Origin of the sequence: Bradyrhizobium sp. 170 (assembly GCF_023101085.1) — a bacterium.
GTDB lineage: Bacteria > Pseudomonadota > Alphaproteobacteria > Rhizobiales > Xanthobacteraceae > Bradyrhizobium.
The window spans coordinates 6,202,444-6,228,367 of the sequence record NZ_CP064703.1 but is presented as its reverse complement, the minus strand read 5'-3'; the positions used below and the strand labels follow the sequence as shown (position 1 = coordinate 6,228,367).

30 protein-coding genes and 3 tRNA genes are annotated in these 25,924 nt (G+C 61.6%); 20 read left to right on the top strand and 13 right to left on the bottom strand.

The window, feature by feature from the left end:
- Positions 1 to 87: 87 nt before the first annotated feature.
- Positions 88 to 621, bottom strand: coding sequence for a tetratricopeptide repeat protein (locus IVB05_RS29105; RefSeq protein ID WP_247779357.1), 534 nt, complete (start codon positions 619 to 621; stop codon positions 88 to 90).
- A 286-nt stretch (positions 622 to 907) separates the two neighbouring features.
- On the opposite strand from IVB05_RS29105, the gene IVB05_RS29100 reads away from it, so the two are divergent.
- From IVB05_RS29100 to IVB05_RS29080, 5 genes are all read left to right on the top strand, one after another.
- Positions 908 to 1,195: a hypothetical protein gene (locus IVB05_RS29100; RefSeq protein WP_247779356.1), complete on the top strand. Its 288-nt coding sequence runs from the start codon at positions 908 to 910 to the stop codon at positions 1,193 to 1,195.
- A 207-nt stretch (positions 1,196 to 1,402) separates the two neighbouring features.
- Positions 1,403 to 1,828 (top strand): hypothetical protein, encoded by a 426-nt coding sequence (locus tag IVB05_RS29095; protein WP_247779355.1) that lies wholly within the window; start codon positions 1,403 to 1,405, stop codon positions 1,826 to 1,828.
- A 214-nt stretch (positions 1,829 to 2,042) separates the two neighbouring features.
- A complete protein-coding gene (locus tag IVB05_RS29090; RefSeq protein WP_247779354.1) occupies positions 2,043 to 3,098 on the top strand; it encodes an alpha/beta hydrolase in 1,056 nt (351 codons plus the stop codon).
- Between the two features lie 317 nt (positions 3,099 to 3,415).
- Positions 3,416 to 4,132 (top strand): outer membrane beta-barrel protein, encoded by a 717-nt coding sequence (locus tag IVB05_RS29085; RefSeq protein ID WP_247779353.1) that lies wholly within the window; start codon positions 3,416 to 3,418, stop codon positions 4,130 to 4,132.
- A 245-nt stretch (positions 4,133 to 4,377) separates the two neighbouring features.
- Positions 4,378 to 4,617: a hypothetical protein gene (locus IVB05_RS29080; protein ID WP_247779352.1), complete on the top strand. Its 240-nt coding sequence runs from the start codon at positions 4,378 to 4,380 to the stop codon at positions 4,615 to 4,617.
- Positions 4,618 to 4,715: 98 nt separating this feature from the next.
- On the opposite strand, the gene IVB05_RS29075 is transcribed toward IVB05_RS29080, so the two are convergent.
- On the bottom strand, positions 4,716 to 4,970 hold the full coding sequence (locus IVB05_RS29075) for a hypothetical protein (protein ID WP_247779350.1): 255 nt from the start codon (positions 4,968 to 4,970) through the stop codon (positions 4,716 to 4,718).
- 207 nt (positions 4,971 to 5,177) lie between these two features.
- Between IVB05_RS29075 and IVB05_RS29070 the strand changes: the two genes are divergently transcribed.
- On the top strand, positions 5,178 to 5,285 hold the full coding sequence (locus tag IVB05_RS29070) for a glucose transporter (protein ID WP_247779349.1): 108 nt from the start codon (positions 5,178 to 5,180) through the stop codon (positions 5,283 to 5,285).
- A 54-nt stretch (positions 5,286 to 5,339) separates the two neighbouring features.
- Here IVB05_RS29070 and IVB05_RS29065 read toward each other — a convergent pair whose 3' ends face one another.
- Both IVB05_RS29065 and IVB05_RS29060 read right to left on the bottom strand, forming a co-directional pair.
- The gene (locus IVB05_RS29065; protein ID WP_247779348.1) at positions 5,340 to 5,777 is read right to left on the bottom strand and encodes a hypothetical protein; all 438 of its coding nucleotides are present in this window, start codon (positions 5,775 to 5,777) and stop codon (positions 5,340 to 5,342) included.
- 190 nt (positions 5,778 to 5,967) lie between these two features.
- Positions 5,968 to 6,192: a hypothetical protein gene (locus tag IVB05_RS29060; protein WP_247779347.1), complete on the bottom strand. Its 225-nt coding sequence runs from the start codon at positions 6,190 to 6,192 to the stop codon at positions 5,968 to 5,970.
- A gap of 470 nt (positions 6,193 to 6,662) precedes the next feature.
- On the opposite strand from IVB05_RS29060, the gene IVB05_RS29055 reads away from it, so the two are divergent.
- Positions 6,663 to 7,763, top strand: a complete 1,101-nt coding sequence (locus IVB05_RS29055; RefSeq protein WP_247779346.1) for an alpha/beta hydrolase — start codon at positions 6,663 to 6,665, stop codon at positions 7,761 to 7,763.
- Positions 7,764 to 7,782: 19 nt separating this feature from the next.
- Here IVB05_RS29055 and IVB05_RS29050 read toward each other — a convergent pair whose 3' ends face one another.
- Entirely contained in the window at positions 7,783 to 8,322 is a 540-nt protein-coding gene (locus IVB05_RS29050) for a MarR family winged helix-turn-helix transcriptional regulator (protein ID WP_247779345.1), read from the bottom strand.
- A gap of 382 nt (positions 8,323 to 8,704) precedes the next feature.
- Between IVB05_RS29050 and IVB05_RS29045 the strand changes: the two genes are divergently transcribed.
- Complete coding sequence (locus IVB05_RS29045) at positions 8,705 to 10,297, top strand: porin (RefSeq protein ID WP_247779344.1); 1,593 nt, start codon at positions 8,705 to 8,707, stop codon at positions 10,295 to 10,297.
- A 450-nt stretch (positions 10,298 to 10,747) separates the two neighbouring features.
- On the opposite strand, the gene IVB05_RS29040 is transcribed toward IVB05_RS29045, so the two are convergent.
- Together IVB05_RS29040 and IVB05_RS29035 are read right to left on the bottom strand one after the other, a co-directional pair.
- Positions 10,748 to 10,822: transfer RNA gene (locus IVB05_RS29040), tRNA-Thr, on the bottom strand.
- Between the two features lie 172 nt (positions 10,823 to 10,994).
- Positions 10,995 to 11,411 (bottom strand): hypothetical protein, encoded by a 417-nt coding sequence (locus IVB05_RS29035; RefSeq protein ID WP_247779342.1) that lies wholly within the window; start codon positions 11,409 to 11,411, stop codon positions 10,995 to 10,997.
- A gap of 189 nt (positions 11,412 to 11,600) precedes the next feature.
- On the opposite strand from IVB05_RS29035, the gene IVB05_RS29030 reads away from it, so the two are divergent.
- The 3 genes from IVB05_RS29030 to IVB05_RS29020 all read left to right on the top strand — a co-directional run bounded on the left by IVB05_RS29030 (position 11,601) and on the right by IVB05_RS29020 (position 14,106).
- Complete coding sequence (locus tag IVB05_RS29030) at positions 11,601 to 12,323, top strand: dienelactone hydrolase family protein (protein WP_247779340.1); 723 nt, start codon at positions 11,601 to 11,603, stop codon at positions 12,321 to 12,323.
- Positions 12,324 to 12,374: 51 nt separating this feature from the next.
- A complete protein-coding gene (locus IVB05_RS29025; protein ID WP_247779339.1) occupies positions 12,375 to 13,070 on the top strand; it encodes an urease accessory protein in 696 nt (231 codons plus the stop codon).
- A 61-nt stretch (positions 13,071 to 13,131) separates the two neighbouring features.
- Positions 13,132 to 14,106, top strand: coding sequence for a Bug family tripartite tricarboxylate transporter substrate binding protein (locus IVB05_RS29020; protein ID WP_247779337.1), 975 nt, complete (start codon positions 13,132 to 13,134; stop codon positions 14,104 to 14,106).
- 101 nt (positions 14,107 to 14,207) lie between these two features.
- On the opposite strand, the gene IVB05_RS29015 is transcribed toward IVB05_RS29020, so the two are convergent.
- The gene (locus IVB05_RS29015; RefSeq protein ID WP_247779335.1) at positions 14,208 to 15,851 is read right to left on the bottom strand and encodes an alkaline phosphatase family protein; all 1,644 of its coding nucleotides are present in this window, start codon (positions 15,849 to 15,851) and stop codon (positions 14,208 to 14,210) included.
- A 314-nt stretch (positions 15,852 to 16,165) separates the two neighbouring features.
- Here IVB05_RS29015 and IVB05_RS29010 point away from each other — a divergent pair, with 314 nt between their 5' ends.
- The gene (locus IVB05_RS29010) at positions 16,166 to 16,612 is read left to right on the top strand and encodes a hypothetical protein (protein WP_247779333.1); all 447 of its coding nucleotides are present in this window, start codon (positions 16,166 to 16,168) and stop codon (positions 16,610 to 16,612) included.
- Positions 16,613 to 16,645: 33 nt separating this feature from the next.
- Positions 16,646 to 17,014 (top strand): hypothetical protein, encoded by a 369-nt coding sequence (locus IVB05_RS29005; RefSeq protein WP_247779331.1) that lies wholly within the window; start codon positions 16,646 to 16,648, stop codon positions 17,012 to 17,014.
- A 134-nt stretch (positions 17,015 to 17,148) separates the two neighbouring features.
- Here the strand turns inward: IVB05_RS29005 and rlmB are convergent, their stop codons facing one another.
- On the bottom strand, positions 17,149 to 17,976 hold the full coding sequence (rlmB, locus tag IVB05_RS29000; protein WP_247779330.1) for a 23S rRNA (guanosine(2251)-2'-O)-methyltransferase RlmB: 828 nt from the start codon (positions 17,974 to 17,976) through the stop codon (positions 17,149 to 17,151).
- A gap of 203 nt (positions 17,977 to 18,179) precedes the next feature.
- Between rlmB and IVB05_RS28995 the strand changes: the two genes are divergently transcribed.
- A tRNA-Tyr gene (locus tag IVB05_RS28995) sits at positions 18,180 to 18,265 on the top strand.
- Positions 18,266 to 18,400: 135 nt separating this feature from the next.
- Here IVB05_RS28995 and IVB05_RS28990 read toward each other — a convergent pair.
- On the bottom strand, positions 18,401 to 19,621 hold the full coding sequence (locus IVB05_RS28990) for an ABC transporter substrate-binding protein (protein ID WP_247779329.1): 1,221 nt from the start codon (positions 19,619 to 19,621) through the stop codon (positions 18,401 to 18,403).
- A 329-nt stretch (positions 19,622 to 19,950) separates the two neighbouring features.
- Between IVB05_RS28990 and IVB05_RS28985 the strand changes: the two genes are divergently transcribed.
- Positions 19,951 to 20,130, top strand: a complete 180-nt coding sequence (locus IVB05_RS28985; protein ID WP_247779328.1) for a hypothetical protein — start codon at positions 19,951 to 19,953, stop codon at positions 20,128 to 20,130.
- On the opposite strand, the gene IVB05_RS28980 is transcribed toward IVB05_RS28985, so the two are convergent.
- Positions 20,121 to 20,513 carry a YciI family protein gene (locus IVB05_RS28980; protein ID WP_247779327.1) on the bottom strand — a complete coding sequence of 131 codons (393 nt, stop codon included), beginning with the start codon at positions 20,511 to 20,513 and terminating at the stop codon, positions 20,121 to 20,123. The genes IVB05_RS28985 and IVB05_RS28980 overlap by 10 nt on opposite strands.
- 191 nt (positions 20,514 to 20,704) lie before the next feature.
- Here IVB05_RS28980 and IVB05_RS28975 point away from each other — a divergent pair, with 191 nt between their 5' ends.
- The 3 genes from IVB05_RS28975 to IVB05_RS28965 all read left to right on the top strand — a co-directional run bounded on the left by IVB05_RS28975 (position 20,705) and on the right by IVB05_RS28965 (position 22,464).
- Positions 20,705 to 20,902 carry a hypothetical protein gene (locus IVB05_RS28975; protein ID WP_247779326.1) on the top strand — a complete coding sequence of 66 codons (198 nt, stop codon included), beginning with the start codon at positions 20,705 to 20,707 and terminating at the stop codon, positions 20,900 to 20,902.
- Between the two features lie 427 nt (positions 20,903 to 21,329).
- Positions 21,330 to 21,403: transfer RNA gene (locus tag IVB05_RS28970), tRNA-Gly, on the top strand.
- Between the two features lie 230 nt (positions 21,404 to 21,633).
- Complete coding sequence (locus tag IVB05_RS28965) at positions 21,634 to 22,464, top strand: outer membrane protein (protein ID WP_247779325.1); 831 nt, start codon at positions 21,634 to 21,636, stop codon at positions 22,462 to 22,464.
- Positions 22,465 to 22,611: 147 nt separating this feature from the next.
- Here the strand turns inward: IVB05_RS28965 and IVB05_RS28960 are convergent, their stop codons facing one another.
- Both IVB05_RS28960 and IVB05_RS28955 read right to left on the bottom strand, forming a co-directional pair.
- Positions 22,612 to 23,622, bottom strand: a complete 1,011-nt coding sequence (locus tag IVB05_RS28960; protein ID WP_247779324.1) for a helix-turn-helix domain-containing protein — start codon at positions 23,620 to 23,622, stop codon at positions 22,612 to 22,614.
- Between the two features lie 18 nt (positions 23,623 to 23,640).
- Entirely contained in the window at positions 23,641 to 23,886 is a 246-nt protein-coding gene (locus tag IVB05_RS28955) for a hypothetical protein (RefSeq protein WP_247779323.1), read from the bottom strand.
- Between the two features lie 636 nt (positions 23,887 to 24,522).
- Between IVB05_RS28955 and IVB05_RS28950 the strand changes: the two genes are divergently transcribed.
- Together IVB05_RS28950 and IVB05_RS28945 are read left to right on the top strand one after the other, a co-directional pair.
- Positions 24,523 to 25,446, top strand: a complete 924-nt coding sequence (locus IVB05_RS28950; RefSeq protein ID WP_247787059.1) for a formylglycine-generating enzyme family protein — start codon at positions 24,523 to 24,525, stop codon at positions 25,444 to 25,446.
- Positions 25,443 to 25,916, top strand: a complete 474-nt coding sequence (locus tag IVB05_RS28945; RefSeq protein ID WP_247779322.1) for a hypothetical protein — start codon at positions 25,443 to 25,445, stop codon at positions 25,914 to 25,916. The genes IVB05_RS28950 and IVB05_RS28945 overlap by 4 nt, the downstream gene beginning before the upstream one ends.
- The last annotated feature ends 8 nt before the right edge of the window (positions 25,917 to 25,924 follow it).

The window sequence follows — 25,924 nt, the reverse complement described above, 5'->3', positions numbered from 1 at the left end:
ACGGATAGATGGATTGCTTCGTCGCTACGCTCCCTTGCGCAAACGCTTTGCGTTTGTCGCAGGCAATGACGTGGATGGGCTAATGCCTCAATAAACCAGCCCGGTGCCCGGCGGCTTTTCCAGCGCGGCGGCGAGCGAGCGATACTCTTCGCTTGTCGTGCCGGTGAGCTGAGCGATCCGGTTCAGGTGATATTGCGCCTGATCGCGGTTGCCCTGTTCGACCTGCCACAGGCCGTAATACTGCCAAGTCTTGACGTGGCTCGGATCGGCCTTGAGCGCGCGCTCGTACCAGATTTGCGAGACCTTGTAGTCGCCGAGCTGGCGATAGGAGTAGCCGATCAGGTTGGCGACGGCAGCCTGGTCGTCACGGCCGAGCGCCTTGAGCTGCGTGATCGCCGAGGCGTAGTCGTGGCGCTCGTAGATTGCGGCGTAGGCGGCGCGATAGCCGTCGGCGAATGCGGTCTGCTCGATGCCCGGGCGGGCTTCGCTGGATTTCTTTTTCTTCTTCGGCGGCGGGGGCTCGTTGTCGGGCGCTGCGTAGACGACGCTAACGACAGGGGCTGCCGCGAGCGTGAGCGACAATATTGCAAGAGTCAAAAGCCTTATCGCAATTCTATTCATGCATCTCTCCTGATGGCCGGTTCGGCAATCCTACACCGAAGCCCGTTGATTTGAACCCCCGCCGGCCGAGAACATTCCCGCGCCGCTACCCACGATTCCGCCAATCGGCGGTACATCGTCAGCGAACATGACGAAGATGTCATTCAGATGAACGGAATCCGAAAGTCCGATTCAGGGGAGGTTCAGCGCGCAGCCGCTAGCGTCGCCTGCATGATCGGCGAGCCCGGCCTTTCGACCGGAAATGCCCGCGGGTCCCAAGGCACAGGAAAAGGAAGAGGAGACAACCATGCTCAAGACCATTTCCGCAGCGCTCGTTGCCGTTTCCGTTCTCGCCGCGCCTGCACTTGCCGGCACGCCGGGCAAGACCGCGCAAGCGCCAGTGAACAAGACCACGCAGGCACCTGTCATCAAGGCCGAGGGTAAATCGAAGGCGCTGAACGCCAATGCAAGGATGGGCCGCCATCACAAGCATTATCGGCATCATCGCCACCACAAGCACATCGGCCTGCACAAGACGCATGCAAAGCCGCACATCGCGGTCAAGCACGTGACGCCGGCCGCAAAACGCAGCTGAATCCGATTCGCCGGCGCGCGTTTCGCCCCCATTGCCCGGCGCGCCTAGCGAATGTCAGACCAGCCCACGCGCCATTTGCTTTGCTAATGGCCGTGGGCTGGCGCGCGCTCAACTTTTCGAGAGCGAAGCGAGGAGATAACCGAGTTGCGAATTCCATTTCGCCGCCGGGCGGTCTAAGAGACGGCGAAGGGCAGGGGAAGAGTTCGCTTGAGACGTTCGGCCAAATTCGCGGCGATGATGTTGCTGCCGATCATGCTGTCGGCCTGTGCCGCCGCCATCGATGACAGCAAGCCGATCACCTTTACCGACGATCGCGGCGTCTCCAGTCAGCCATTTCCCAAGAATTACCGCACCGAAGTGCTGGCGTTTCTGAAGACCTATCTCAACAATCCCGTCGGCGTGCGCGACGCCGTCATGGCCGAGCCGGTCGAGCGCGTCGTCGGCGGGCGGCTGCGCTATGTCGTCTGTCTCCGGTTCAGCCCGCGCGAGCCCGACGGCGGCTACCGCGAGCCGCGTGAACGCGCCATCCTCTTCGTCGACGGCCGCCTCGACCGCATCATCGAAAATGCCGTCGAGCCCTGTGCGGGGGTGGCGTACGTGTCATTCGCGGAACTGGAGAAAATGACGCGCTAATTCGCGGCGTCTGCTTGAGAGCGCAGAAGGGCCAGGATTGGCCGGGTCGGTCTCGGCAGATTCCTTCCATGGCGATTCCTGGCCTCCACACGACACTGTGATGCTTGCATCATCTACATCGCGTGCGATTAAATCGGAAGGGTTGACACTGGGCTGGCGTTGTTTATATCGCATGCGATATAATCGTATCAGATAGAGAGCCGGAGTGAGATCCATGTCCCAGCCCACCACCCCTGACCGACGCCGCTTCCTCGGCACCGCCGCCGTGGCGCTTGCGGCGGCACCGTTCGCCATGAGCGGCGCCCTCTTTGCGCATTCCGGCGACGCCAAGCCCGCCGCGGGCGCGATCAGGCCCGGCGCCCATTCCTCGTTTGCCGCGCTGAAACAGATCGAGGCCGGCGTCCTCAATGTCGGTTATGCCGAAGCCGGGCCCGCCGATGGTCCCATCGTCATCCTCCTGCACGGCTGGCCCTACGACATCTACGCCTTCGTCGATGTCGTCCCGGTGCTGGCGTCGGCGGGCTTCCGGGTGATCGCGCCCTGGCTGCGCGGCTACGGCACGACGCGCTTCCTTGCAAGCGACACGCCGCGCAACGGCCAGCAGGGCGCGCTCGCCACCGACGTCATCGCCCTGATGGATGCGCTGAAGATCGACAAAGCGGTGGTCGCCGGCTTCGATTGGGGCGCGCGGACCGCCGGCATCGTCGCGGCGATCTGGCCGCAGCGCGTCAAGGCGCTGGTCTCGGTCAGCGGCTATCTGATCGGCAGCCAGGAGGCCAACAAGAAGCCGTTGCCGCCATCGGCCGAGCTGCAATGGTGGTACCAGTATTACTTCGCGACCGAGCGCGGCCGGCTGGGCTACGAAAAATACCGGCGCGAATTTTCAAAACTGATCTGGCAGCTCGCCTCACCGAAGTGGAATTTCGATGACGCCACCTTCGAACGCAGCGCGGCCTCCTTCGACAACCCCGACCATGTCGCCATCGTGATCCACAACTATCGCTGGCGGCTTGGTCTCGCCCCAGGCGAGGCGAAATACGACGAACTGGAAAAGCGGCTGGCCGAATTCCCCACCATCGCCGTGCCCGCCATCACCCTTGAAGGCGACGCCAACGGCGCACCGCATCCGGACCCCAAGGTCTACGCGAGGAAGTTTTCCGGCAAATATGCCCACCGCCTCATCACCGGCGGCATCGGACATAACCTGCCGCAGGAGGCGCCGCAGGCCTTTGCCGACGCCGTGATCGAAGTGGCTCGCGAGGGAGGGTAGGGTCTTGATCGCGCCGGCGGCCGTGAAGCCTGCCGGCGGGCCGTATTTGCGGTGTTCCCGGGACGGAACCGTGAACGAATTCGGATCACTTTTCGGCGAGGGTTGAACCTTGCCTTAGTGATCCCGGACATCAACTAAGCGGGAAACCTCCTCCTTAACGGAGGAAAAAGCGTTACGTGCGAGGGAACTAAACCGTTTTGTTGCTGTGCCGTCACAGTGGCGCGCCATCGGGTCGCGGGCACTTGTCGCAAAGCAACCTAAATGAGGTCACGTTGTTTGGATTGGTATCCGCCACGTCCGTAACGGGGAAAGTTATGATGAAGAAGATACTGCTCGGCGCTGCCGCGCTGGCCGCCATGGCGGCTCCAGCTTTTGCGGCCGACATGCCGCCGCGGCCCTATACCAAGGCGCCTGCCTATACCGCGCCTCAGGTCGTCTATAACTGGACCGGGTTCTATATCGGCGGCCATGCCGGAGGCGCCTTCGCGGGCAACAATTCCCTGCAGGGCAGCGATGCCCGCTTCCTTGGCGGCGTACAGGGCGGCTTCGACTATCAGTTCGCGCCGAACTGGGTGATGGGTGCCGAAGCCCAGTATAGCTGGCTGCCCAACTCCAATAATAATGGCGTCCTGTTTCCGGGAGGCACCCTCGTAACCTCCAACACCGACCAGCTCGGTTCGGTGACCGGCCGGCTCGGCTATACTTGGGGCCCGGCGCTGCTCTATGCCAAGGGCGGCTACGCCTGGCGCGACGGCAGCAATCTCGGGGTGACGACGGCGGCCGGCGTGCCGGCGGCCTTCACCACCAACGGCAGCCACAAGGACGGCTACACCGTCGGCGGCGGCCTCGAATACATGTTCGCCCCGAACTGGTCGGCCAAGGCCGAGTACCAGTATTACAATTTCGGCGACACCACCTTCACGACAGGCCCCGCCGATATCACCGGCCGCAGTTTCCGCAACGACGAACACACCGCCAAGGTCGGCGTGAACTACCGGTTTGGTTGGGGTGGGCCTGCTGCCGCCAGATATTGATACGGCGCTTCGTATCGACGCGACAAAGGCCGGCTTCACGCCGGCCTTTTTGTTGGGGCAAAGGCAGCTTCACGCCGGCCGTCGTTTGGGGCAAAGGCCGGCTTCACGCCGGCCGTCGTTTTGGGAATGTCGGGGCGAGCGTGCCTCGGCTGCTTTTTGGCGGACGCGAAAAAAATTTCGCGCTGCATGCAACTTTTCGTCACGATCCGATATTATGGTTCCGGCCGGCTGGTGGGACAACGAACATGCGTGCTCTTGCGTTAGGGCTGATCTTTTCCGCAGCGGGGTTTCCGTGCCTTGCTCAAACTGTCCTGAAATCCGAACCGCTCATCCTTGCTCCCTATGAAATCGCCTTCGTGCAGGATCCCTCGTGCGGGGCCGGCAAGGTGCGCAAGGTAACCGGCGCGATCAGGGGACTGCAGCGGCGCAAGGCCTGTGTCACTCTGGCTGCGGAGCAGGCATCGCTGGTCTCGGCGACGCCGTAGAACCGATTTACCGCCTCGGATGTCGTCCCCGGCGACCGGGACCCACCTGCCGAGAGCCGTTGTTTGCCCGCCCGGTGCCCGCCCGGCCGCCGTCGCCCTTACGACGCCAACTGCAATTCCGTCTGCGCTTCGCGCTCGGCGTCGGCCTTGTTTCGGGCGGGGTCTTCATGCGGCTCAAGCTGGCACGGCTTGATCTCGTAATCATGGTCCAGCACCGGGCGGGGGGCGGTGCTGTCTTGCTCGGAGACGACATCGACCACGAGGCCGCTCTTCTGGGCAATTTTCCAGACATCGGCCGCGGTGGGATAGGCCTTGCTCAGCTTGGCATCGTTTGAGAACAGCGCGTAGGGCATGGTCGGCTCCGGTAAAAACGGTCAACGCGGAAGCCGCGTCCGGGTTTCAGGCTTGGCTGCCATGCCGCCATTCCACAGGCTGTTTCGGGAGCAAATTAGCTCGTTTCGGCCCATTTTCGTGGAGTCTCTGAGTCTTTAACGAGCCGTAAATTCCCGAAAAAAGAATCCCCGAGACTCGACGGCCAGAATCGCCGGATGTTTCCGATCATGAGAACGAGCCTCCAGACCTCCTGCGAGCGTGTCCAACTCACGCTGACCGTCTGCCTGCTGGTCGCCTGCGCGGCCAACATGGTGCTGGTCTACGCCTGGCTCTGAATTTGGTTCTGAAGATCGTGCGGATGCCGGGGAATGCGGTTTTGCGTCCTGGGTCTACTTCCCCGGACGCGTCGGCGGCTCGCCTTCCCTGAGAGATGCATGGACCTTCGCCATGGTCGCGCTGCAATAGGCCTCGCGCTCGCGGCTGAACCGCTCCTGATGGGCGCGGAAATTGGCGACCCGCGCCCTGATCTCGGCCTGGAAGTCCTCCCGCAGGTCAAGACGCGCAGGAGGAGCCGGCCTCGATATCTCCCGCGGTACTTCTTCTCTTGATACGTTTATCGGCGCTTGGGTAGCGGGCGGCGTCTCCGCCAGCAGAGCCTCAATGTCGGGAAGGGCCGCAGCCGCGCGGGTGGTTTGGGATGTCTCGACGGAGAGCAGGGCAACCGACGCCGTGATCGTCTTCTCGGCCTCCGGCGTCTTGCCGGTCACCGATTGAACGAACGCCATCGTTTGCGCGATCAGGAGATCGCGTTCCCTCATCCATTTCATGAAACACCTCGGCCCAAGTCACTCCATCAAACGGCTTTTGTGGAATCAAGCGGGTGGGGAGGTAACCGGGGATAACTGCCACGCTTTTTCGCGCGAGGTGACAAAACGGTGACAGTTCGCGACCGGCGCCGTGCACATGGCACATCAAGTAGCGGCCAGGCTCTGCAAGCACGGCCGCCCGAAGCGGGAGCTAGCGCTCGCGGGGATTCGTGTTGGGCACGAATGGCGCGCCGATCACGCGCACCGGCGGCTGCTCGTTGACGTAGATGATCCGCTTGTCGGGCGGGGGCGGCTGCTCGACACGACCGGCCGTCTGATCAGCGAACTGGACCGGCTTGTTATCGGCAAACCCCAGCAGCGTAGCGCCGCCAGCGATGGCCACGCTTAAAGAGGTGACAATGGCGAGCAAAACCATGTTGCAGTTTTCTTCGCGAATTCTCATGCGAGAAAAACGTGCAAGAGGAGGGGTGGTTCCGGCTGGAAAGGGGAGAGATGGGCGCGGGGGCGGGGTTGGCCGGTTCGACACGAGACGCGAGCGCCACCGGTGAATAGCCCCAGAATCGGGTCCAGCCGCCGGATCCTGGTTTTGGGCCGTAAAATAAACCTACGGATGATTGCGGTCTAAGCGGGCAAGCTGCACGAAAGGCAGTGAGTCGGCCACCAGTATAGGCTGACATGCTCTTTTCGCCCATCGCGGATGGATGCCGTAAAGGTTGGCACATTCCGGCCTACTCGTTGATCGAAGCTACCCTCGATTTGCAGTAACCCTACCGCACGACCAGGATCCATAGGGCGTTCCGGAGCTTGTCCTTAGGTAAGGTATTAGGTTATATTATATTGTATAACTAATTTTGTCACCTGATCTGCTCCCGGACTGTCTCCGATATGAAAGTTCAATTTGGCCCAGGAGGCTGGGTCCAATGGCCTGACAGCGACGAGTTCTCGATCGAGTTCATGAGGCTGCTGGGTGCGGCGCAGGAAGGCGGTTCGATGATCTCCGAATGCTTCCTTGCCGCAAGCCGGATAGACCCAACGGATGGCGGCGATTCCTGGTATCGGGAATGGATAGCGATGGCCGACCTCAGTAATGAGCGTGCCGATGCTGCCTTCAAGCGCGGTCATGTGCTGACCGCACGAAGTAACTGGCTTCGCGCCATCAACTACTATCAAGCCTCAGCGTTCGGTTTGGACGCCGCCGACACGAAACAGGAGCGTGCGCTCCTAGCCATGCGAGGCTGCGCCCGCAGCTACATCGAGCATATGACTCCCGCCGGCGAGGTCGTCGAGATCCCCTGGCTGGAAGGCCATGCGTTGGAGGGCTATTTTTTGCCTGCCCCCCGCGCTTTTCATCAATCGCCCGTCGTCGTGTGCATGGGCGACCCCGGACATCGGAAGGAAGAATCTCTCTTCAAAGTGGCACGCTATGCCCGTGACCGGGGAATGTCGTTGCTGGCCGTGGATCTGTTTGGATCCGGCACCGGCGCCAAGTTCGATGAAGTCGTCGGCCGTTCCGATCTGGAAACGTCGGTGGGCCACGTGATGGACTACCTCTACACGAGGGACGATATCGACGAACACAGGATCGCGATTCTCAGCGACGGTTTGGAGTCGTCCTTTGTCGCGCGTGGCGTTGCCCTCGACAATCGTTTCGCCGCCGCGGTTTGTGACGGCGGCATCTGGGACATGCATGAGCGGGCATTCTTGATGAATCGCCTCTCGCTGAGTAGTTCCGGAACTGAAGGCGGTTGGCTCGGGCCAAAACTCCGCTGCCCGCTCTTGATCACCCTGGGTGAGCAGGGCTGGCTCGAAAGTGACTACGTGACCGATCTATTCGAACGTCTCAAGGCCGAGCATCCCGATGTTTCACTGAAAATTTTCGAAAGCTCCGAAACGGCTGCCGCGCATGGACATCGCGACAACCCCACGCTTGCCAACGAGTTCATCTTTGACTGGGTGGCCGATCGCCTCGAATCGGTATCTGCCTAGTCCACGGCCGCCTTGCAGGTCATATGCCCACAGTCAGTTTCAGGCTGGCCTTCTCAATCCGGTTCTTCAGCGCTGCAAGCTTGTCAGTAAACTCGCTGAGTTCGCGGTCGCTGAATTCCGCAAAGATGAAATTGTTGAGGGCCTCCTGCTCGGAAGCCAAGCCTGCGAAGAGCTTGTAGGTCTTGTCCGTCAAGGACATCTGCACGACCCGGGCGTCTTCCCCTGACGTCTTTCGACGCATGAAGCCCTTCTTCTCGAGCATTTTCGACTGGGTTGTCACGAAGGACGGGTCAACATGGAGCATCTTTGACACGACCTTCACAGGCACGCCCTCTCCCTGATCCAGATCGGCCAGAGCCATCAGGATCATCCATTGCGGGCCGCTGATGCCGAGAGCTTTTGCCCAGAAATAACGAATCTCCTGGAGATGCACGTTGATGGCGGCGATCTCCCAGGCGAATTGCCGGGTGATGTCGTGATTCTTCCCGCTGAACTCATTTGCCTCTCCGCGTTTGGCGCGGTTCGATGAGTCCGATCCCCTGCGTGCGTCCTGTCCCATGGCTTTGTCTGCCCCCGAGTCTGCACGAAGCAGCTTAGCTGATTTAATAACAAAATCATCCAATTGGACACCGTTAGGGTGGTTCCCCGCGCACAATTTCGCGTGTTCTTCGGTGTTGCCGCAGCGACACAGTCGATTGGGATAGAGATAGCTGAGTTCATAAAGTATTTTGATTACGTAAATTGCACATGCATAGTTCTGAAGACGGTCTGGGGGGTCCTTGATCGTTCCGTTTTGGTGGTTCGCTTAAGTCCCTCGCGTTGATGCGGGTGTGTCCGAAGACGCGAAACGACTGAGCGGTTTCAAAAGGCGAGGGCGGACCTTTTCTGGGGGAAACAGCTGGGTCCGCCCTCGTCCTTGCAGAGCAACTTGGAGGTTTAACATGACTATGATCAAGAGCCTTATTCTCGGCTCAGCGGCGGGTCTCGTCGCCCTGAGCGGAGCACAGGCTGCCGATCTTCCCGTCAAGGCCAAAGCGGTCGAGTACGTCAGGATCTGCTCCCTGTATGGCGCGGGTTTCTTCTACATCCCGGGCACCGACACCTGCATCAAGCTGGGTGGTTACGTTCGCGTCGACACCACGTTCAACGGCACCACCTACGGTGGACCGGCCTGGAACGGCGATCAGGGTCAAGGCAATCGCTACCGCGATTACTTCACCTCCCGTTCCCGTATGGCGCTGACGGTTGATACCCGCACCGCCACCGAATACGGCGTTGTCCGCACCTTCGGTCAGGGCGACTTCCAGTTCGACAACTTCGGCAACGGCACCAAGAACCCGAGCGTGCTGACTGCTGCTGGCGTCAACTCGTCGCTGCTCTCCGGCGCTGGCGGCGGCTATGTCGCGGTTGAAATGGTGTTCATCCAGTTCGCTGGTTTCACCTTCGGTAAGTCGGCCTCGGCCTACGCGACGCCCTGGAACGGTTATCCGGGCAACAACAACTCGTTCTTGATGGGTGGCCCGGACTACGTCACCGGCGTCAACAACATCCAGTACACTGCGCAGTTCGGTAACGGCGTGTCGGCCACCATCGGTCTCGATGATCCGCAGGTCTTCAACCGCACCTCGCTCTACAACCTGGGGCTCGGCGTCAACGTCAACGGTCTTGGCACCAACGCCTACGCTGGCGTGCATGCTCCCGATATCGCGGGCAACATCCGCGTCGACCAGGCGTGGGGTCTGTTCCAGATTTCGGGCGTGCTGCATAACGTGAACGCTTCCTACAACAACCTCAGCGCCGGTGGCGTTTCGAACAACCTCTCGGAAATCTCCGGCCATCCCGAAGACAAGTGGGGCGGTGCTGTGACGGCGGCGTTGCAGATCAAGAACCTCCCGACCGGTGCGGGCGACGATTTCAAGATCGACGCAACGTACGCGAAGGGTAACACCAAGGCCGTGATCTCGACCTCCGGTGGTTCGCCGAGCTTCGCGATGTTCGGTAATACCGGCCTTGCCGGCGGCTATCAGAGCGTTGGCTTCGGTGCCACCTCGGATGGCGTCTACCTGCCCGGCGCTGCCGGTACCGGTGGTATCATCCTGACCTCGGCTTGGGGTATCCGTGGTGCGTTCAACCACAACTGGGATCCTTACTGGTCGACCAGCCTCTGGGGCAGCTACGCCCAGGTCAAGTACGATGGTGGTGCTAACGACAACCTCACCGCTGTTGGCACGACTTCCGCCAAGGGCGCTTACTGCGCCGCGTTCGCAGCCACGCATCCCGGTCAGACCGGTGTTGCTGGTGCGGGTACCTACAGCTGCAACCCCGACTTCAACGTCGCGCAGATTGGTGTGGTCACCCGCTGGACTCCCGTCAAGAACTTGACGTTCTCGGCTGAAGTCGGCGCGTTCTTCCTCGACCAGAAGATGTCTGGCAGCTCGGTGTTCACTGCCTCCGCACCGAAGCCGACTGCTCTGTACGAGTTCAAGGACCAGAGCACCGTCTTCCTGAACGTTCGCGCTCAGCGTAACTTCTGATCCTGAACGTCTGACACTCTCTAAAGAACCCCCAGCGGAAAACCGCTGGGGGTTCTAATTTTTTCATGCTCCCCTTTCGTAAGTCGCCGCTCGTCCAGAACCGATCGCGCGAGGGCTAGGAGACCGGGACTTCAGCTGGCCAGGGCAAGGCACGAATGCTTTAGCAGTCCGAAGAATATTATTTACTCAGGTAATTTTATAAGATATTTTAGCGCTCAGGTGGCCGGCAGATTCCTTGGCGGCCTCCTTAGTCTCGAAGGAGACGCAACTACTTTATGCTAAACCTCCGAAACCTCCGGCAATGCCCTGCCGGAGGTTTTTAGTTTTTGGGACGACTGTTGGCTAAGCCCGGGCCTGCCGCACGATCAGCGGGTTCTCGGCAAGAAAAGTTCTACGGTCGGAAGCCGGTACCGAAACCAGCTTGCACTTGCTGTCTTGAGGCTTGGGTCGTGGTGCCGGTTGAGAGGATTGAACTCCCGACCTTCGGTTTACAAAACCGCTGCTCTACCGCTGAGCTAAACCGGCGAATTGAAGCGATCGGCGAGGGGTGAAGTGATCCCGCCACTTGGTCCGATCTTCGGCGGCTCAAATATCAGACTTGGTCGCAAAGGGCCAGAACCTCAAGAACCGCTTTCATCCTCCCGCACGGAGAAGGCGGCCTTTCCAGCCGCCTTTTCGAGTTCGATTCGTAATCGTCCTATTGGCAGAGATGGCTCCGCCCGTCCTCGCCGCGGAACCAGGCGCCGGGCACACAGATAAAACCGTTGCGGCGGGCGTATTCGTCGCCGCCGATCGGGGAGGTGGCGATGGCAGCCGCGGTGCCGACCGCGCCGCTGACGACGCCGGCCGCGACATCGGCCGGCCAGAAGCCGCTGTTATCGTCCCAGCGGTTGTAGCTGTTGCGCCAGGTGCGGTCCTGATAGGCCTGATCCCGATAGGCCTGACGCTGGTAGCTGCCGGTATAGGGACTTCCCGGTCCCCGGTTCTGGCAATTAGCGTTTGGATAGAACTGCGCGCAATAGCCAGGATTGTAGATGACCTGCTGCGCCATCGCGGGCGCGGCGAGCGCGGACGCAAGGATCGCGGCGGCCGCGAGAATTCCGGATCTTGTCATGGAGCACTCCGTTGCTGGTGACGCGAGGTAAGCACCCCTTCAGCCGATCGTTCCGGTGTTCGCATTCCGGTTGAGTCAAGCCGGCGTGATGCCGATCAACGGGAAGGCGCGTGGCTTTGCGATTTCGGTTGTGCGGCCTGCAAACCGGTGTGAAGTTCCGGCTCCTTGCTATTTGAAGGATCTGGAAATTTGATTCAGGCGCGCGACGTCGACTACCGCTGCGACGAGGCCAATCTGCGCGGTTATCTTGCCATTGACGAGAATGCTGCCGGGCCGCGGCCCGGCGTGCTGGTGTTTCACGAAGGGCTGGGGCTCGGCGAATTCGCGATGGAGCGTGCGCGCCGGCTCGCCGGTCTTGGCTATGTGGCATTGGCCGCCGACATGTTCGGCGATCGGCGGCAGGCGTCCAATCTGCAGGAAGTCGCTACCCTGGTTGGCGGGCTTCGCGCCGAGCCGGAAAAGCTCCGCGCCCGCGGCCGTGCCGCGCTGGCTGCGCTCGCCGCGCTGCCCCAGGTTGATGCCGGCAGGCTGGCGGCGATCGGATTCTGCTTCGGCGGATCGGTGGTGCTGGAGCTGGCGCGCGAGGGCGCCGACCTGAAGGCGGTGGTCAGTTTCCACGGCGTGCTGGCGACAAAAATGCCGGCACAACCGGGACTGATGAAGGCCAGCGTGCTGGTCTGCACCGGGGTCGACGATCCCCTGGCGCCGCCGGAACAGGTCGCCGATTTCGAGAACGAGATGCGAACCGGCGGGGTGAAGGACTGGCAGGTCATCGCCTACGGCAACACGCTGCACGGTTTCACCAATCCCGCTGCCGACGGCTCGATGATGCGCGCCGCGCTATACAATGAACGGGCCGACCGCCGCTCCTGGGCGTCGATGAAAAGCCTGTTCGATGAAGTCTTGACCTGACAAGGACTTCCGTCTGGTATCTGATGGATCGATACAGCGGGTAGGGGGCGTATGTTCGGAATTCTTGGGCTGGGGTTTTTGCTGGGCATGCAGCATGCGCTCGAGGCCGATCATATCGCCGCCGTATCCAGCATCGCCGCGCGCCGCAGCCATGTTGCCGATATCGTCAAGCACGGGCTCACCTGGGGGCTCGGCCACACGCTGACGCTGTTCGTCTTTGCCGGCTGTGCCTTCCTGCTCGGCCGCGCGATTCCGGAAGACGTTGCCCGGCCGATCGAGACCGCCGTCGGTGTCATGCTGGTCGGCCTCGGCGCCCATGTGCTGTGGCGGCTGTGGCGGGACCGCGTGCATTTCCACCAGCACGGCCATGGCGACGGCACGGTGCATTTCCACGCCCATAGCCATGCCGGCGAAACCGCGCCGCATGCCCGCGCGGCTCATGCTCACGGCCATGGCTTCCGTTGGCGCACGCTGCTGGTCGGCCTGATGCACGGCATGGCGGGTTCTGCCGCGCTTCTGGTGCTGACGGTTTCGCAGGCTTCCAGTCCCGCCATAGGCCTCGGATATGTCGCGCTGTTCGGGATCGGCTCGATGATCGGCATGGGCGCGCTGTCGACGGTGATCGCGGTGCCGCTTGCGGTCTCCGCCCGCTGGCTCACCTGGGCCAATCGCGGGCTACAGGGGGCGGTGGGCCTTGCCACCGTCGCGATCGGAATTATGACAGTAGTCGAAACGGTGCTGGCCTGACGCGGGGGCGTCCTCGGCGCGGCGGCCTGATCAAAAATTATAAAGTGTTCGGAGGAATAGGATGAAACGCCGAGATTTTCTGGCTGGAGCCGCCGCATGCTCACTGGCCGCATTGACGGGCCAGGCGCTGGCACAATCGGGTCCGCTGACCAAAATCATCTTTCCCTTCGCGGCCGGCGGCGGCGGCGACGCGCTGTGCCGCTTGCTGGCGCAGCACATCGGCCCATTGCTCGACCGCAACATCATCGTCGAGAACCGCACCGGCGGTGACGGCCTGATCGGCATCAAGGCGGTCAAGGGCGCCAACCCTGATGGCACCACCATCCTCGTGACCACGGGACCGACGATGTATCTGCTGCCGATGGTCGAGACGACGCCGAGTTTTGACGCGGCAAAGGATTTCGTTCCGGTCAGCCAGCTCGCGCGGTTCGAGTTCTGTGTCTTCGTTGGCACGGCCGTCCCGGCCGAGGTCAAGGACTTCAAGCAATTCGTCGCCTGGCTGAAAGCCAATCCGGACAAGGCCACGTTCGGCGTGCCCAGCAACGGCACCATTCCGCATTTTAGCGGATCGCGGCTCGAGCAGGCGCTGGGCATCAAGCTGACGCGCGTGGCCTATCGCGGCAGCGCGCCGATCATCAACGATCTCGTCGGCGGCCATATGCCGTTTGCGATTTCCACGTTGACCGATGCCATCCCGCAGCATCGCGCCGGCAACATCCGGATTCTCGCGGTCGGCAGCGAGACGCGCTCGCCGTTCCTGCCTGATGCCCCGACCCTGAAGGAGAACGGCATCGATCTGGTGGCGGATGCCTGGTACGGCATGTGGCTGCCGGCAGGCGCGTCATCCGATTTCGCGAAGAAACTGAGCGAAGCGGCCGCCGCCGCGCTCGCCAAGCCCGAGGTCAAGGAGAAGCTGCTCGCGATCGGGCTGATCCCGGTTGGCTCGACCCCCGAAGGCCTGACCCAGCAACTCGCTGCCAACACCGCGTTCTGGCAGCCGGTCGTGAAGGAAACGGGGTACAAGATCACGAATTAGGCCGTCATTGCGAGCGGAGCGAAGCAATCCATTGCGCGGCATAACGGCTAGATGGACGCTTCGCTTCGCTCGCAATGACGGAGCGTTGCGATCTTCCGTCCTCACACCACCGGCTTCATCCCGATCTTTTCCCTGATCGCGCCGAGCTCCGCCTCGTCCCAGATGCCGATCAGCACGCCGTTCTTGACCTGCAATTGCTGGGCCGCGTACGCCGCGATCCTCGCATTCGGCGTGGTGATGTGCATCCTCGGATGCAGCGCCCAGTCGAACAGCTCCGATTGCAGCCGCGCCACGACCTCAGTGCAGGCGGGGTCGGCGCCGCGGTCGACAAATTCCTGCGGGTCGCTTTCGAGGTCGTACAACATCGGCCGGAAGCCGGAGGCGTGAATGAATTTCCAGCGGCCGTCGAACACCATGAACAGCCGGCAGCGCTCGATCGGCTGGCCCAGCATCACGCGGACGTCCTGCATGGCGTAGTCGTATTCGGAGAACACGACCTTGCGCCAGTCGGCAGGCTTGTCGCCATGCAATAGCGGCAGCAGCGAGCGTCCTTCCAGAATGTGGTCTGGGGGATTGCTGCCGAAATAGTCGATGAAGGTCGGCGCCAGGTCGATCGCCTCGACCAGCGCATCGCTGACGGTGCCGCGCGTGCTGTCGGCGGCCGCCGACGGGTCGATCACGATCAGCGGAATTTTGGCCGATTGTTCGTGGAACAGATCCTTCTCGCCCATCCAGTGATCGCCGAGATAGTCGCCATGATCCGACGTGAACACGATCATGGTGGTGTCGAGCAGGCCGCGCCCTTCGAGGAACTGCATCAGGACGCCCATCTGGTCGTCGATCTGCTTGATCAGGCCCATATAGGTCGGAATGACTTTTTCGCGCGCCTCGTTGCGCGACATGTTGCGGGAGTAGCGCATGTCCATGTAGGCGGCGAACACCGGATGGGCGTTGGCGCGCTCCTCTTGCGAGCGGATCACCGGCTGCACGTCCAACGACCCGTACATGCTGGCGTAGGGCTCCGGCGCGATATAGGGCCAGTGCGGCTTGATGTAGGACAAATGCAGGCACCACGGCCTTCCGTCGTCCTCGGCCTCGGTAATAAAATCCATCGCGCGCCGCGTCATGTAGGGCGTTTCGGAGTGTTCATCCGGCACGCGCGCGGCCTTGTCGGCGTGCACCAGCAGCCAGCCGTTCTGCAAGGTCCCGTCATCAGCCGCGCCGGAATTGGCCCAGTGCTCCCACGGGTTCGGCGCATCGTAGCCGTGCTGGCGCAGATAATTGTCGTAGGCCGGTCGCGGCCGACCGGTCGGATGCAGGCCGTCGTCGCGCTCATAGGGCTCGAACCCGCATTCCGACACATGCACGCCGATGATCGAGTCGGGCGGGATGCCGAGATTCTTCAGGCCCTCAAGATCCGGCGCCATATGGGTCTTGCCGACCAGAACGTTGCGGACGCCGATCTTCTTCAGGTGATCGCCGAGCGTCGGTTCGCCGACGCGCAGCGGCCAGCCATTCCAGTGCGAGCCGTGCGAGCGCATGTAGCGGCCGGTATAGAACGACATCCGCGACGGGCCGCAGATCGGCGACTGCACATAGGCGTTGGAAAACAGCACGCCGCGTTTGGCCATCGCGTCGATATTCGGCGTCTTCAGGACCGGGTGTCCGGTGCAGCCGAGATAGTCGTAGCGAAGCTGGTCGCACATGATCCAGAGCACGTTCTTCGCAGGCGTTTTGGTCGTCATTTCAGGCATTTCGGCTGGAGTTCGGATGAAGCGGGAGAGCGCCGGGATGGTGCGATATCGCCGCGCAAATGACAATCGAGCGGGCGCCCGGTCCACGGGGTCGGCCTTCCGATCCCCCCCGGGGTCGGCCTTCCGATCCCCCCGGGGTCGGCCTTCCGATCCCCGGCGTTAACGTTTGGATAGCGACTTTTCTCGCAATTGAGCGGCGATTCAGGCTGGCGCGTTAGCCTTACCGGCAGTTTGGCCGGCCGCCTTAACCCCTGAAACGACGTGTTGGATTAAATTGGGACTCCAGGAAAACGGGATCCCAAGCGATGCGCGTTGCCTCGACACTGGCAATTTTGGCGGCGATGACGTCGACGGCCTTTGCCGGCGGTGGCTTCGAGATCGTGATTCCGGGCCGTCCCGGGGTACCCATCATCATTAACGGCGTCGACGCATCCTATGCGGTGGTCGAGGGCGATTGGGGGCTGGGCAAAGGCACCCATGTCGAGCCGACCGTCTACGGTGGCCGCTATGTCGATCCGGTCCCGCGCGTCGGCCATTATTATCCGAGCGCCGGCCGCATGCCCGGTTACGGGCGGCTGGAAATTGAACCGCCGGCGAATCGCAGATTGCCGCAACCGGCCGAGAGCTATCATCAATCCTGGTCGGCGCAGTCGGCGCCGCTGCCGGCGCAATCGAACGTACCCGTCGATCCGCCGGAGATCATCTACGCGCCGCGAGATTACAGGCGAGGGCCGCAGCACCTTCCACGCTAAGAAGACCAAGGAAAATACGAACAGGAGAGAGTAATGCGTCAGATATTTAAAGGATTGATCGCGGCAGTCGCCATTATCGCCGCAGCGCCCGCGATGGCCTGCGGTTACACCCCTTGCGGACAGCCGGTCTATGTCGCGCCGGTCGCGGCCTATGCGGGCTGCAATCCCTGCGGCGGCTGGGTCCGCGAACGTCTGCCCGATCCGGAGCAGCAGTACTATTACGTCAACCAGGGCCCCACCTATACCGGTCCCGGTAACTTTGCGCCGTACCGGGTCGATCGCGAAGGCTCGATCTCCGGTTACGGTTATGGCTACAACCGTCCGCACTACGGTTATCGCGCACACCGCTACGGCCACGCCGGGCGTTATTACGGCCAGCGCGTGCTGCGCCGCTACTACTGATCCAGCATAGCGTTTTCGAGCGAAAGCCTGCCCCGGACTTGATCCGGGGTGGATGTCGGTTCGCGTGAAGAAAACGCGTCAAAACTATAATCTAGAGCTTCAGCGCCCGTTCGCTTCCCGCGAGCGGGCGCTCTTCATTTCATCAGCCCCAACCGGCTCGCGCCGATATAAAGCGCCAGCACCGCGGCGTTCGACACGTTCAGGCTCTTGATCTCGCCGGGCATGTCGAGCCGCGCCACCACGCTGCAGGTCTCGCGCGTCAGTTGCCGCAGGCCCTTGCCTTCGGCGCCCAGCACCAGCGCGAGCGGCTGCTGCAGCGTCACCGCGCCGAGGTTCTCGCTGCCCTCGCTGTCCAGCCCGACCGTCATGAAGCCGCGGTCGTTCAACTCGTTGAGCGCACGGGCGAGGTTCTGCACGGTCACCAGCGGTACCAGCTCCAGCGCGCCGGACGCGGATTTCGCCAGTACGCCGGTGGCCTCCGGGCTGTGCCGGGCGGTGGTGACGATCGCTTTCACCGCAAATGCCGCCGCCGAGCGCATGATCGCGCCGACATTGTGCGGATCGGTGATCTGGTCGAGCACCAGCACGATGCCTTCCTGAGCCAGCGTGTCGATATCCGGCGAGGGCAGGGGATCGGCCTCCGCCAGCAGCCCCTGGTGCACGGCATCGGGGCCGAGCCGCTGGTCGATCGCGTTCGGGCGGACGATTTCAGGGGGAACGCGGGTGTCGATATTCTCGTCCGCCAGCCGCCTTGCGGCGTTTTCGGTCAGGAACAGCTTTCGGATCTGCCGTTCCGGGTTGGCCAGGGCCGCCGAAACCGTGTGCCAGCCATAAAGAATCACCGGCCCGTCAGGGTCCGCGTCCCGGTCCCGGCGGCCCGGCGGACGGGCGAATTTCCGCCCTTTTTCGAAGGGTTTACCGCCACCACGGCGGAACGGCGGTCTTCGGTCGCGATCGCTCATGGGGAGCTTGTGTCACGGAGGCCCGAATATGGCAATTTGGGTGCCTACGTCACTATTTAGGGTGCGGCCGTTGGTTGACTTTGCTGGTCCGTTTCGCCCATAAACGCGCCGACCGGGAGCCCCGCCATAGGCTCGCGGTATTAACGTCATCTGTGGCCTGTCTGCCGCCATTTCGGCGGGTGGGTTTCCGATGGGGTTCAAGTGGGGGAGTGTCCCGAGTGGCAAAGGGAGCTGACTGTAAATCAGCCGCCGTCAGGCTTCGAAGGTTCGAGTCCTTCTTCCCCCACCAGCCTTCGCTCGCGAAGCGAGAGAAGGCTGCCACGCCGAAGCCCAAAGGGCGAAGGCGGGCTGTTGCCGCGAGCTACGGCTAGGCAAGCCATCCCCCTTCAACTCTCCCACCGCCGCCCGCTCAAATACGAACCACCTACTTCTGCGCGTTGGAGAAAGCCGTCTCGAGCACGTCGCCGATCGGCTGCCAGGTGCGGCCGTCGAATTGAATCAGCCGCAGGTGTTTGATCGGCCGGAAGTTCCAGGGGCCGGTGCTGATTTTGATCCCGGGCAGCAACATGGAGCCTTGGTAGTCCTTCAGGGCCGCTGCCTGCTTCATGACGTTCTCGCGAGACAGGTCATTGCCGCATTGTTTGAGCACCTGGACCAATGTCTCGGCGGCGGCGTAGCCGAACACGGCGTTACTGTCGTCGCTGCCGCCGGCCCGATTATATTTCTCAACAAATGTCTGCCAGTCCCTGGCGGCTTGCTCGTTCTTCCAGGCCGGATCATTCGCATCCTTCAAGAAAGTGGCTGTAATGACGCCCAAGGAGCGTTCCTGGCCGGCGGGCTTTGGCGCCGTCGCGATCGATGACGCCATATGGTTCAGGATGAACACCGGGTGCCAATTGAGATCCGCCGCTATTCGGGCGACTTTCGCTGCGTTTTCCGGCACCCCTGCGAATACGAAAATTTCGGCGCCTGATCGCTTCAGGATCGATACGTGCGTGTCCAGATGCTCATCTGCGATATCGTAGGCGATGTCGACCCTGATCATCCGGGCGATGTCACCGAGCCCGTCTTCCAGCCCCTTGAACAGTTCCCGACCGAAATGATCGTTCTGCCAAAGAGCGACGATCTTTTTTCCGGGGTAGAACGCGTGGATGTAGTTGGCGTAGATGCGGCCCTCTTCCCGAATGGAGGGCTGCCAGCCCATTGTCCATGGGAACATCGACGGATCGCTCAGATGATCGTCTCCGGAGGCGACAAAGAGTTGAGGAATTTGCCTTTCATTCAGGTATGCGCGAACGGCAAAGTTTCCCGGCGTTCCGAACGAACCGAACATCAGGAGGACGTCGTCTTTCTCGATAAGGCCGCGCGTAAGGTCCAGCGCGGTCGACGGATCGGATTTGTCATCATATGAGATGAAGCGCACCTTGCGGCCGTTGATCCCGCCACGCTCGTTGATCATCTCAAAATACGCCGCTTCGGCTTTTCCAATCGCTCCGAAGACCTCCAAACTCCCGCTATAGGGCATAACGTTGCCGATGCGAATTTCAGTGTCGGTCACGCCTGGTTCGCGCACTCCCCCGGTGATCGCGCTCAATGACGTAAGCGCCAGGACAAGTGCAATCAGCGTTCGGACCCAGGTTTGCATCGGATGAACTCCGTTACAAAGAGTGCAGCCTGATTTCGAGACCTATGGGAGGCGCTCAGCGTGATCTAGATCAAACGCCAACAGATTGACGGCAGCGTGATCGTCATTTTCTTTGACAAGAACGGATGAGCCTGTGTCCGACCGGCTCATACCGAAAACAGTGCGATAGCTCGCGACAGGCTAGAGCAAGTTCCCGCAAAACGTGATGCGACAAGCGTACGCCGTCAATCGGTTGTGTCAACGAACTCGCTTTTGTTCCCGTGGAGGCAAGCCGCCCCCATGAACGCTCTCGCGCCCCGCCGCGACCAAGCGGGCGAGGAGAGCACATCATGTTCGAATGGCTGATACCGCTGCTGATCCTGGTCTTGCTGCTGATCTGGATTCTCGATCTGCCTCAAATCGTAGGCGACGCGTTGGGCGGCCTGGTGCTTGCCGTGATCGTGGGCACGGTGAAGCTGACCGCCTTCCTGATCCGCAAGCTCGTTACGGCCGGCAAACCTCAGCCCTGACCCTCGCTCGCCGTTTCCGGCAAAGCCGCGCCGGGAAGATAAAGCCTGATCGGGCGGATCTCATAGACGGCGGACGGATTGACGCGCCGCAGGTCGCGGGCAATCCCGATCGCTTCCTCCTCGTCGGCGCAATTCAACACGTACAGGCCCAGCAATTGCTCCTTGGTCTCGGCAAACGGCCCGTCGATGACCATTCCCGCGCCCGGTCCGCGCAAGGTGCGGGCGTCCGCCGTCGCGCCCAGCCGTGCGGTCGGCCCGAGCAGCTTTTTCGCGTTCAACCGGTCATGCACCGCCAGCAGTTCGGTCATCAGGGCCGCGTCCTCGTCCGCCGTCCAGGACGTGACCTCGGCTTCGACGTGATAGGCCAGCATGGCGTAGAGCATCGCTTTCTCCTTTATGCGCGGGCCGGATGGCGGCCTCCCGAGAACGTCTTGCCGCGGCCAGTCCCGACGTTTCGGCGGCCCGCGAAACATTCCTGAAACACGATATATCGGATTGCCCTTGAACGTGCCGCGACAAGTTCTCGACTGATGAGCAGAACGCCAGCCAAGGCGCACCCTTCAAGGAGACGGTCATGCGACGCCAGCCAGCCACCATCATCTGCGATGCCGCCAGATTGCGTGCAACACAGCCGGCGTCGTCGCAAGCAGGCGATTGGCACGACGTCACCGGCCATCACCGCTACTACGGCAGTTCGGCCATCAATGGCGGCGAGCGCATCGTCGAAGACCGCGGCCCGCGCCCGCGCTTGGTCAATCTCTGCGGCTTCTGACCGCTCCCCGTCGCGCAAATCCGCCAAACAACGAGCGCCATCGTCGGGTCGATCGCGAGCCTTTCCTTGTGAAGCGAATTCGCAGGCCAGGCCATCCGCGCAAACGAGCTTCGGGCAAGCAAAAAGGCGCGGCGGGATGGCTCCCGTCGCGCCCCACTTGTTGTGCTCGCTGGTCCAGGGCTGAGAGCGCCCCGATGCCAGGCCCGTAAATTCAAGGCCTAGCGGGCGATCCCAGCGAGGTGACAGCGCTTGGTAAGAGACACTGGATCACCTCCTTTCGTTGGGTTGATGGAAACATCAATATAGGAGCCGAATCAGGCCCTGTTAAGGGCCCGGACCGGACGATGGGGCCGCCCCGCAGGATGTTCTGACAGGGCCGGCGGGGCGGGTTGAGGCTGCCCGCATGGCGTGTTAGTTCAACGCCAGCGCGGGTGTAGCTCAATGGTAGAGCAGCAGCCTTCCAAGCTGAATACGAGGGTTCGATTCCCTTCACCCGCTCCAGCTGTTTTTCCAGATGTTACGTGTGCCGCTAGCGGTGTCGGACAGCTTACTTTCGTTACCAAACATTCCCGACGGTTTTCTGAAATTCCGCGTTCGGATTTTGCCGGCGCGGTTGTGCTCGACGTTGAACAAGCGGCGGACCGCCTCCAAAGCTTGCACATCCGAATGTCGCGCTTTCGAGTTCCAATGTGGTTTTTGGGTGACATGATTGTGGGTCAGAACAGTCTAGCTTGACCTATCGAATTCGCATCCCCGCGGAAATTGGATTTGAGAAAGTTGATTCTGACATGAGAAAGTTGATTTTGGCGGCAGCAATGATCATCGGCGGCACCGCAGCCGCCTCCGCGGCCGATATGCGGATGCCGACAAAGGCGCCAATCATGGCGGCGCCGGTTTATAGCTGGTCCGGCTTCTACATCGGCGGGCATGCCGGTTACGGCTGGGGCGACACTGATGCGCGCTGGGATCCGCTCCCGTCGCCGGCCGCCTTCAACGCAGACCCCGTTGCTCGTAATCTCAAAGGCGACGGTTTCGTCGGCGGTGTTCACGTGGGCTACAACTGGCAGTTCGCGCCACAGTGGCTCCTCGGCATTGAGGCCGATTGGACGTCGACGAGTATTGGCGAGTCGCAAACGCAGGGGGTTAACTTCTTCGGCGGCGCCCCGGCTCCTCCGGCAAGCACCACCTTGGGTCGTGACGTCAATTGGCTCGCCAGCTTCAGGGCTCGGGTCGGGCTGCTGGCGACGCCGTCCTTCATGGTCTATGCCACCGGTGGCTTGGCGATCGCCGACATCGACTATAATGGCCGGTTCAACAACAACAGCCTCACGTATCTTGCGAACGTCTCGTTGAATGAGACCAATACCGGCTGGGTGGCAGGCGCTGGCGCTGAATGGGCGCTGTCGCAGAACTGGTTGCTGCGTGGTGAGTATCTTTATTACAGATTCGACGGCACGTCCGCGCTCTTCAATAGTGCGGTGTTCCCCGCATTTCCGGTTCGCTTCAGCTGGGGCGATACCCAGATTCACACGTTGCGCGCGGGTTTGAGCTACAAGTTCTGATCGAGGCGCTATTGGCTGCGAAACGCCCGGCCTTGTGCCGGGCTTTTTGCTTCACGGATCCTCTTCCGCTGCTTGCCGCAATGCGCTTTTTCGCATTCGGATCGAACACTTGCTTGCGGACAGAGACACATTGGAGGGCGTGAACAGCTACAACGAAGCGAAACGAAGGGCGCGACCACTCGGCTTACTTTCCCGATTGGCTTGCGCGCCGCGGCGGCCAAGTGTTTCCGATGGATGCTCCTCGAATAGCGAATGATAGTAATGCGAGAAGCGTCCAAGCTCGATGAAGCCGTGTTGAATCGCAACTTCCGAAACTGTGACCGACCCGGGGTTGCTCTCCCTCAGAACAGAATGGATGGCGCAAAGCCGTTTGTGACGCAGGAACGTTATCGGCCCCAACCCGAGAACGTCGAAGAATGCGCGATGCAGCGTCCGTCGCGTGACGTTGAGGTGCGCGCAGATCTCGGAAATGTGCACTGGTCTGAGGCCGGTCGTTTCGAGGTAGTCATCGACTTTTCCCACCAACTGCGTCGCGGAGGGCAAAGGCCCCCTGGAGTCCGGAGGTAGCGCATGCATGATCGTTCCGGTCACGGCGTCCACGATGGACCGTTTCCAGAAATCGGCGGCCGCGTCGGATAAAGCACCCTGGTGCTGTGCCAGGCGGGAAATGATCAGAGGCAGCCGGCGTGTCGCGGCGACGCTGATCGACGTGTCCGCCCGATAATGGTTTTTGGTGAGCCATGCGGCCGGATCGCTCAACCTGGGTTCGCCTTTGAACAGAGACGTGACCTCGGCGAGGTCGAGGCGGATCGCGGCATAGGCCGAGGCACCACGGAAAATTCCGTCATGCTCGGTACTGGGCGGCATTATCAGCACGTCCGCTGGACGCATATCAAAAGACCAGTGGGTGACGCGGTCTTCTGCGTTGAGCAGCATTCCGACAACGAGCTTGTCATCGGTTGGTACGCGCTGGGTGCGAACGCCGACGGAAAACGAGCCGATGCTGAGCGAAAAATCTCCGATGCCGACATGGCTCAATGAGCCCCGGAACTTTCCGCGGCCGAGTTGCATCACCTCGACATGGGATCCCTGAATTGCATGGTGAAGGCCTTCGAAGCTGTCCAGGCTGCAGCTATTCACCAAGATCGGCCGGCGCATGGCGCGGCCTCCGTGTTGTTAGAATTTTGTTTTGATCGGCTTCACTGCAGCAATCTGGCTGCTGGTATTGCCGCCGCCGATCTTGCCGCTGTAGAAGTAGGTGTTATCCTGGAAGTAGACGCTCGCCGGCGGCGCAATGCCGGCTCCGACGGTTCGCGAACCCAGAAGATAAACGCCGGTCGCAGCCTCGGCTGCTTCCGCTCGCGTGCCCAGCGAGTAGAGAATTGCGACTGCGAGCAGCGCCACGCACAAACCGACGCGCATCGGCCACCCCCTAAGGAAGCGATGCCCCGTCCCCGAATCGATCTAGACACAACTCTAGCGCGACCACAATGAGTTTTACGGTTCCACTGCAACCGATGCTCTTCTGTTGCAGAGAATCCTGGCGCGGCTTGCGGAGCCGATGAGAATCAATTGGTTCAAATTTTCGGACAGACGCTATGGTCGTTCGGTCAGTGGATATCGATTGATCGATTAGCGAAGTGCCGCATTAAGCCTGGAATTGCGCGGGTGCTGATTGGCACAAACTGCACATCACAACAACGTCGAGTTGTCCTAACATCGCTGAATCGTCAACAGGTCGCGCGTGAATGTCCGATCGAGTCGGACACACGCGATGGGGAGGTCTGCGCACTCCGATGCGATGATTCGGTCATACCGGGAGTGGGCGCAATGACAAAGAACAACAAGTTGTGCTGGCCGCCGCGACGGCTACGGCGCTCGCGACCATGCCGGCAGAGATAGCGGCGGCCTGGCTGCTGGCGTTACACCGATCCGAATCGAACGCAGGGTCTTTAGGACAGCCGTCCTTGGCCGTGCGCGTCTGGAGTCTGTGCCATGACGTTGCTGCAAGCCGAAAGGCCGAGCGAAGAGCAATCGGAGGATAACGGGACCGTCGACATGATCCGGATTCCCGGCGGCACATTCCGCATGGGCTCCGACAAGCATTATCCCGAAGAAGCGCCGGCCCACCTCGCGACGGTGGATGGCTTCTGGATCGACCGCACGCCGGTGACCAACCGCCAGTTCGCGCGCTTCGTGATCGCGACAGGTCACAAGACCAATGCCGAAATCCCGCCCGATCCCAGGGATTACCCCGGCGCGTTGCGGCACATGCTCTACGCGGGCTCGCTGGTGTTCGAACGACCGCACTCGACCTACGATTTGCGCGACTGGAGCCAGTGGTGGACCTTCATGAAGGGCGCCAACTGGCGGCATCCCTATGGGCCCAAGAGCAACATCAACGTCCTGAACGATCACCCCGTGGTGCACGTGTGTCACGCGGACGCGCTTGCCTATGCGCGATGGGCAGGCAAGGACCTGCCGACCGAGGCGGAATGGGAGTTCGCCGCGCGCGGCGCGCTTGATGGCGCTGAATTCGCCTGGGGCGACGAACTGACGCCCGGTGGTGCGCATATGGCCAACATCTGGCAGGGCGAATTCCCGCTGCACAATCTGCACCAGGACGGCTACGAGCGGACCTCGCCGGTAGCGGCATTCCCGCCCAACGGATATGGCCTTCACGACATGATCGGCAATGTCTGGGAATGGACGGCCGACTGGTATGCTCCGAAGCATGAGGCCGACGCGCCGAAGGCGTGCTGCATTCCGGAGAACCCGCGTGGTGGGCGCGAGGAGGGCAGCTACGACCCGCGCCAGCCCAACATCAGGATCCCGCGCAAGGTGATCAAGGGCGGCTCGCATCTGTGCGCGCCGAATTACTGCCGCCGCTATCGCCCCGCGGCGCGTCATGCAGAGGCAATCGATACCTCGACCAGTCACCTCGGGTTCCGCTGCGTGATGCGTGGGGAGGCGGCGCCGTGAGCGAGCTTGCGCCATCGACGATGGCGCGTGCCATGACATGGCTTGTCGTTGTGCTGACCATTATCCTGCTAACACTCGGTGTCTACTGGTACGGCTGGTCGACGGAAGTTCATCGCCGCTTCTGGGCAGATATCTACGACCGCATTCACGGGCCGATGACGTTCCGTTTCTATCTGCAGCCAGCGATGGCTGCACTCGCCGCGCTTGCTGACGGGATCAGGGATGCGCGACAGGGCCACAAAGCGTTCTTTTGGTCCGCGTTGTGGAGTCCGGATGCCCCGAAAGGCAGGCTGCGCGAGGGACTGATTTCCACCGCGCGCGTCGTACTGCTCGGTCTCAGCATGGATGTGATCTACCAGTTCAAGGTGCTTGATCGCTTCTATCCCGGCGAAGCGCTGATGATGGCGCTCCTGCTCGCTGTCATTCCCTATTTCATCTTTCGATGGTTCGTCGAACAGGCCGTAACCTAGTGGTTCGC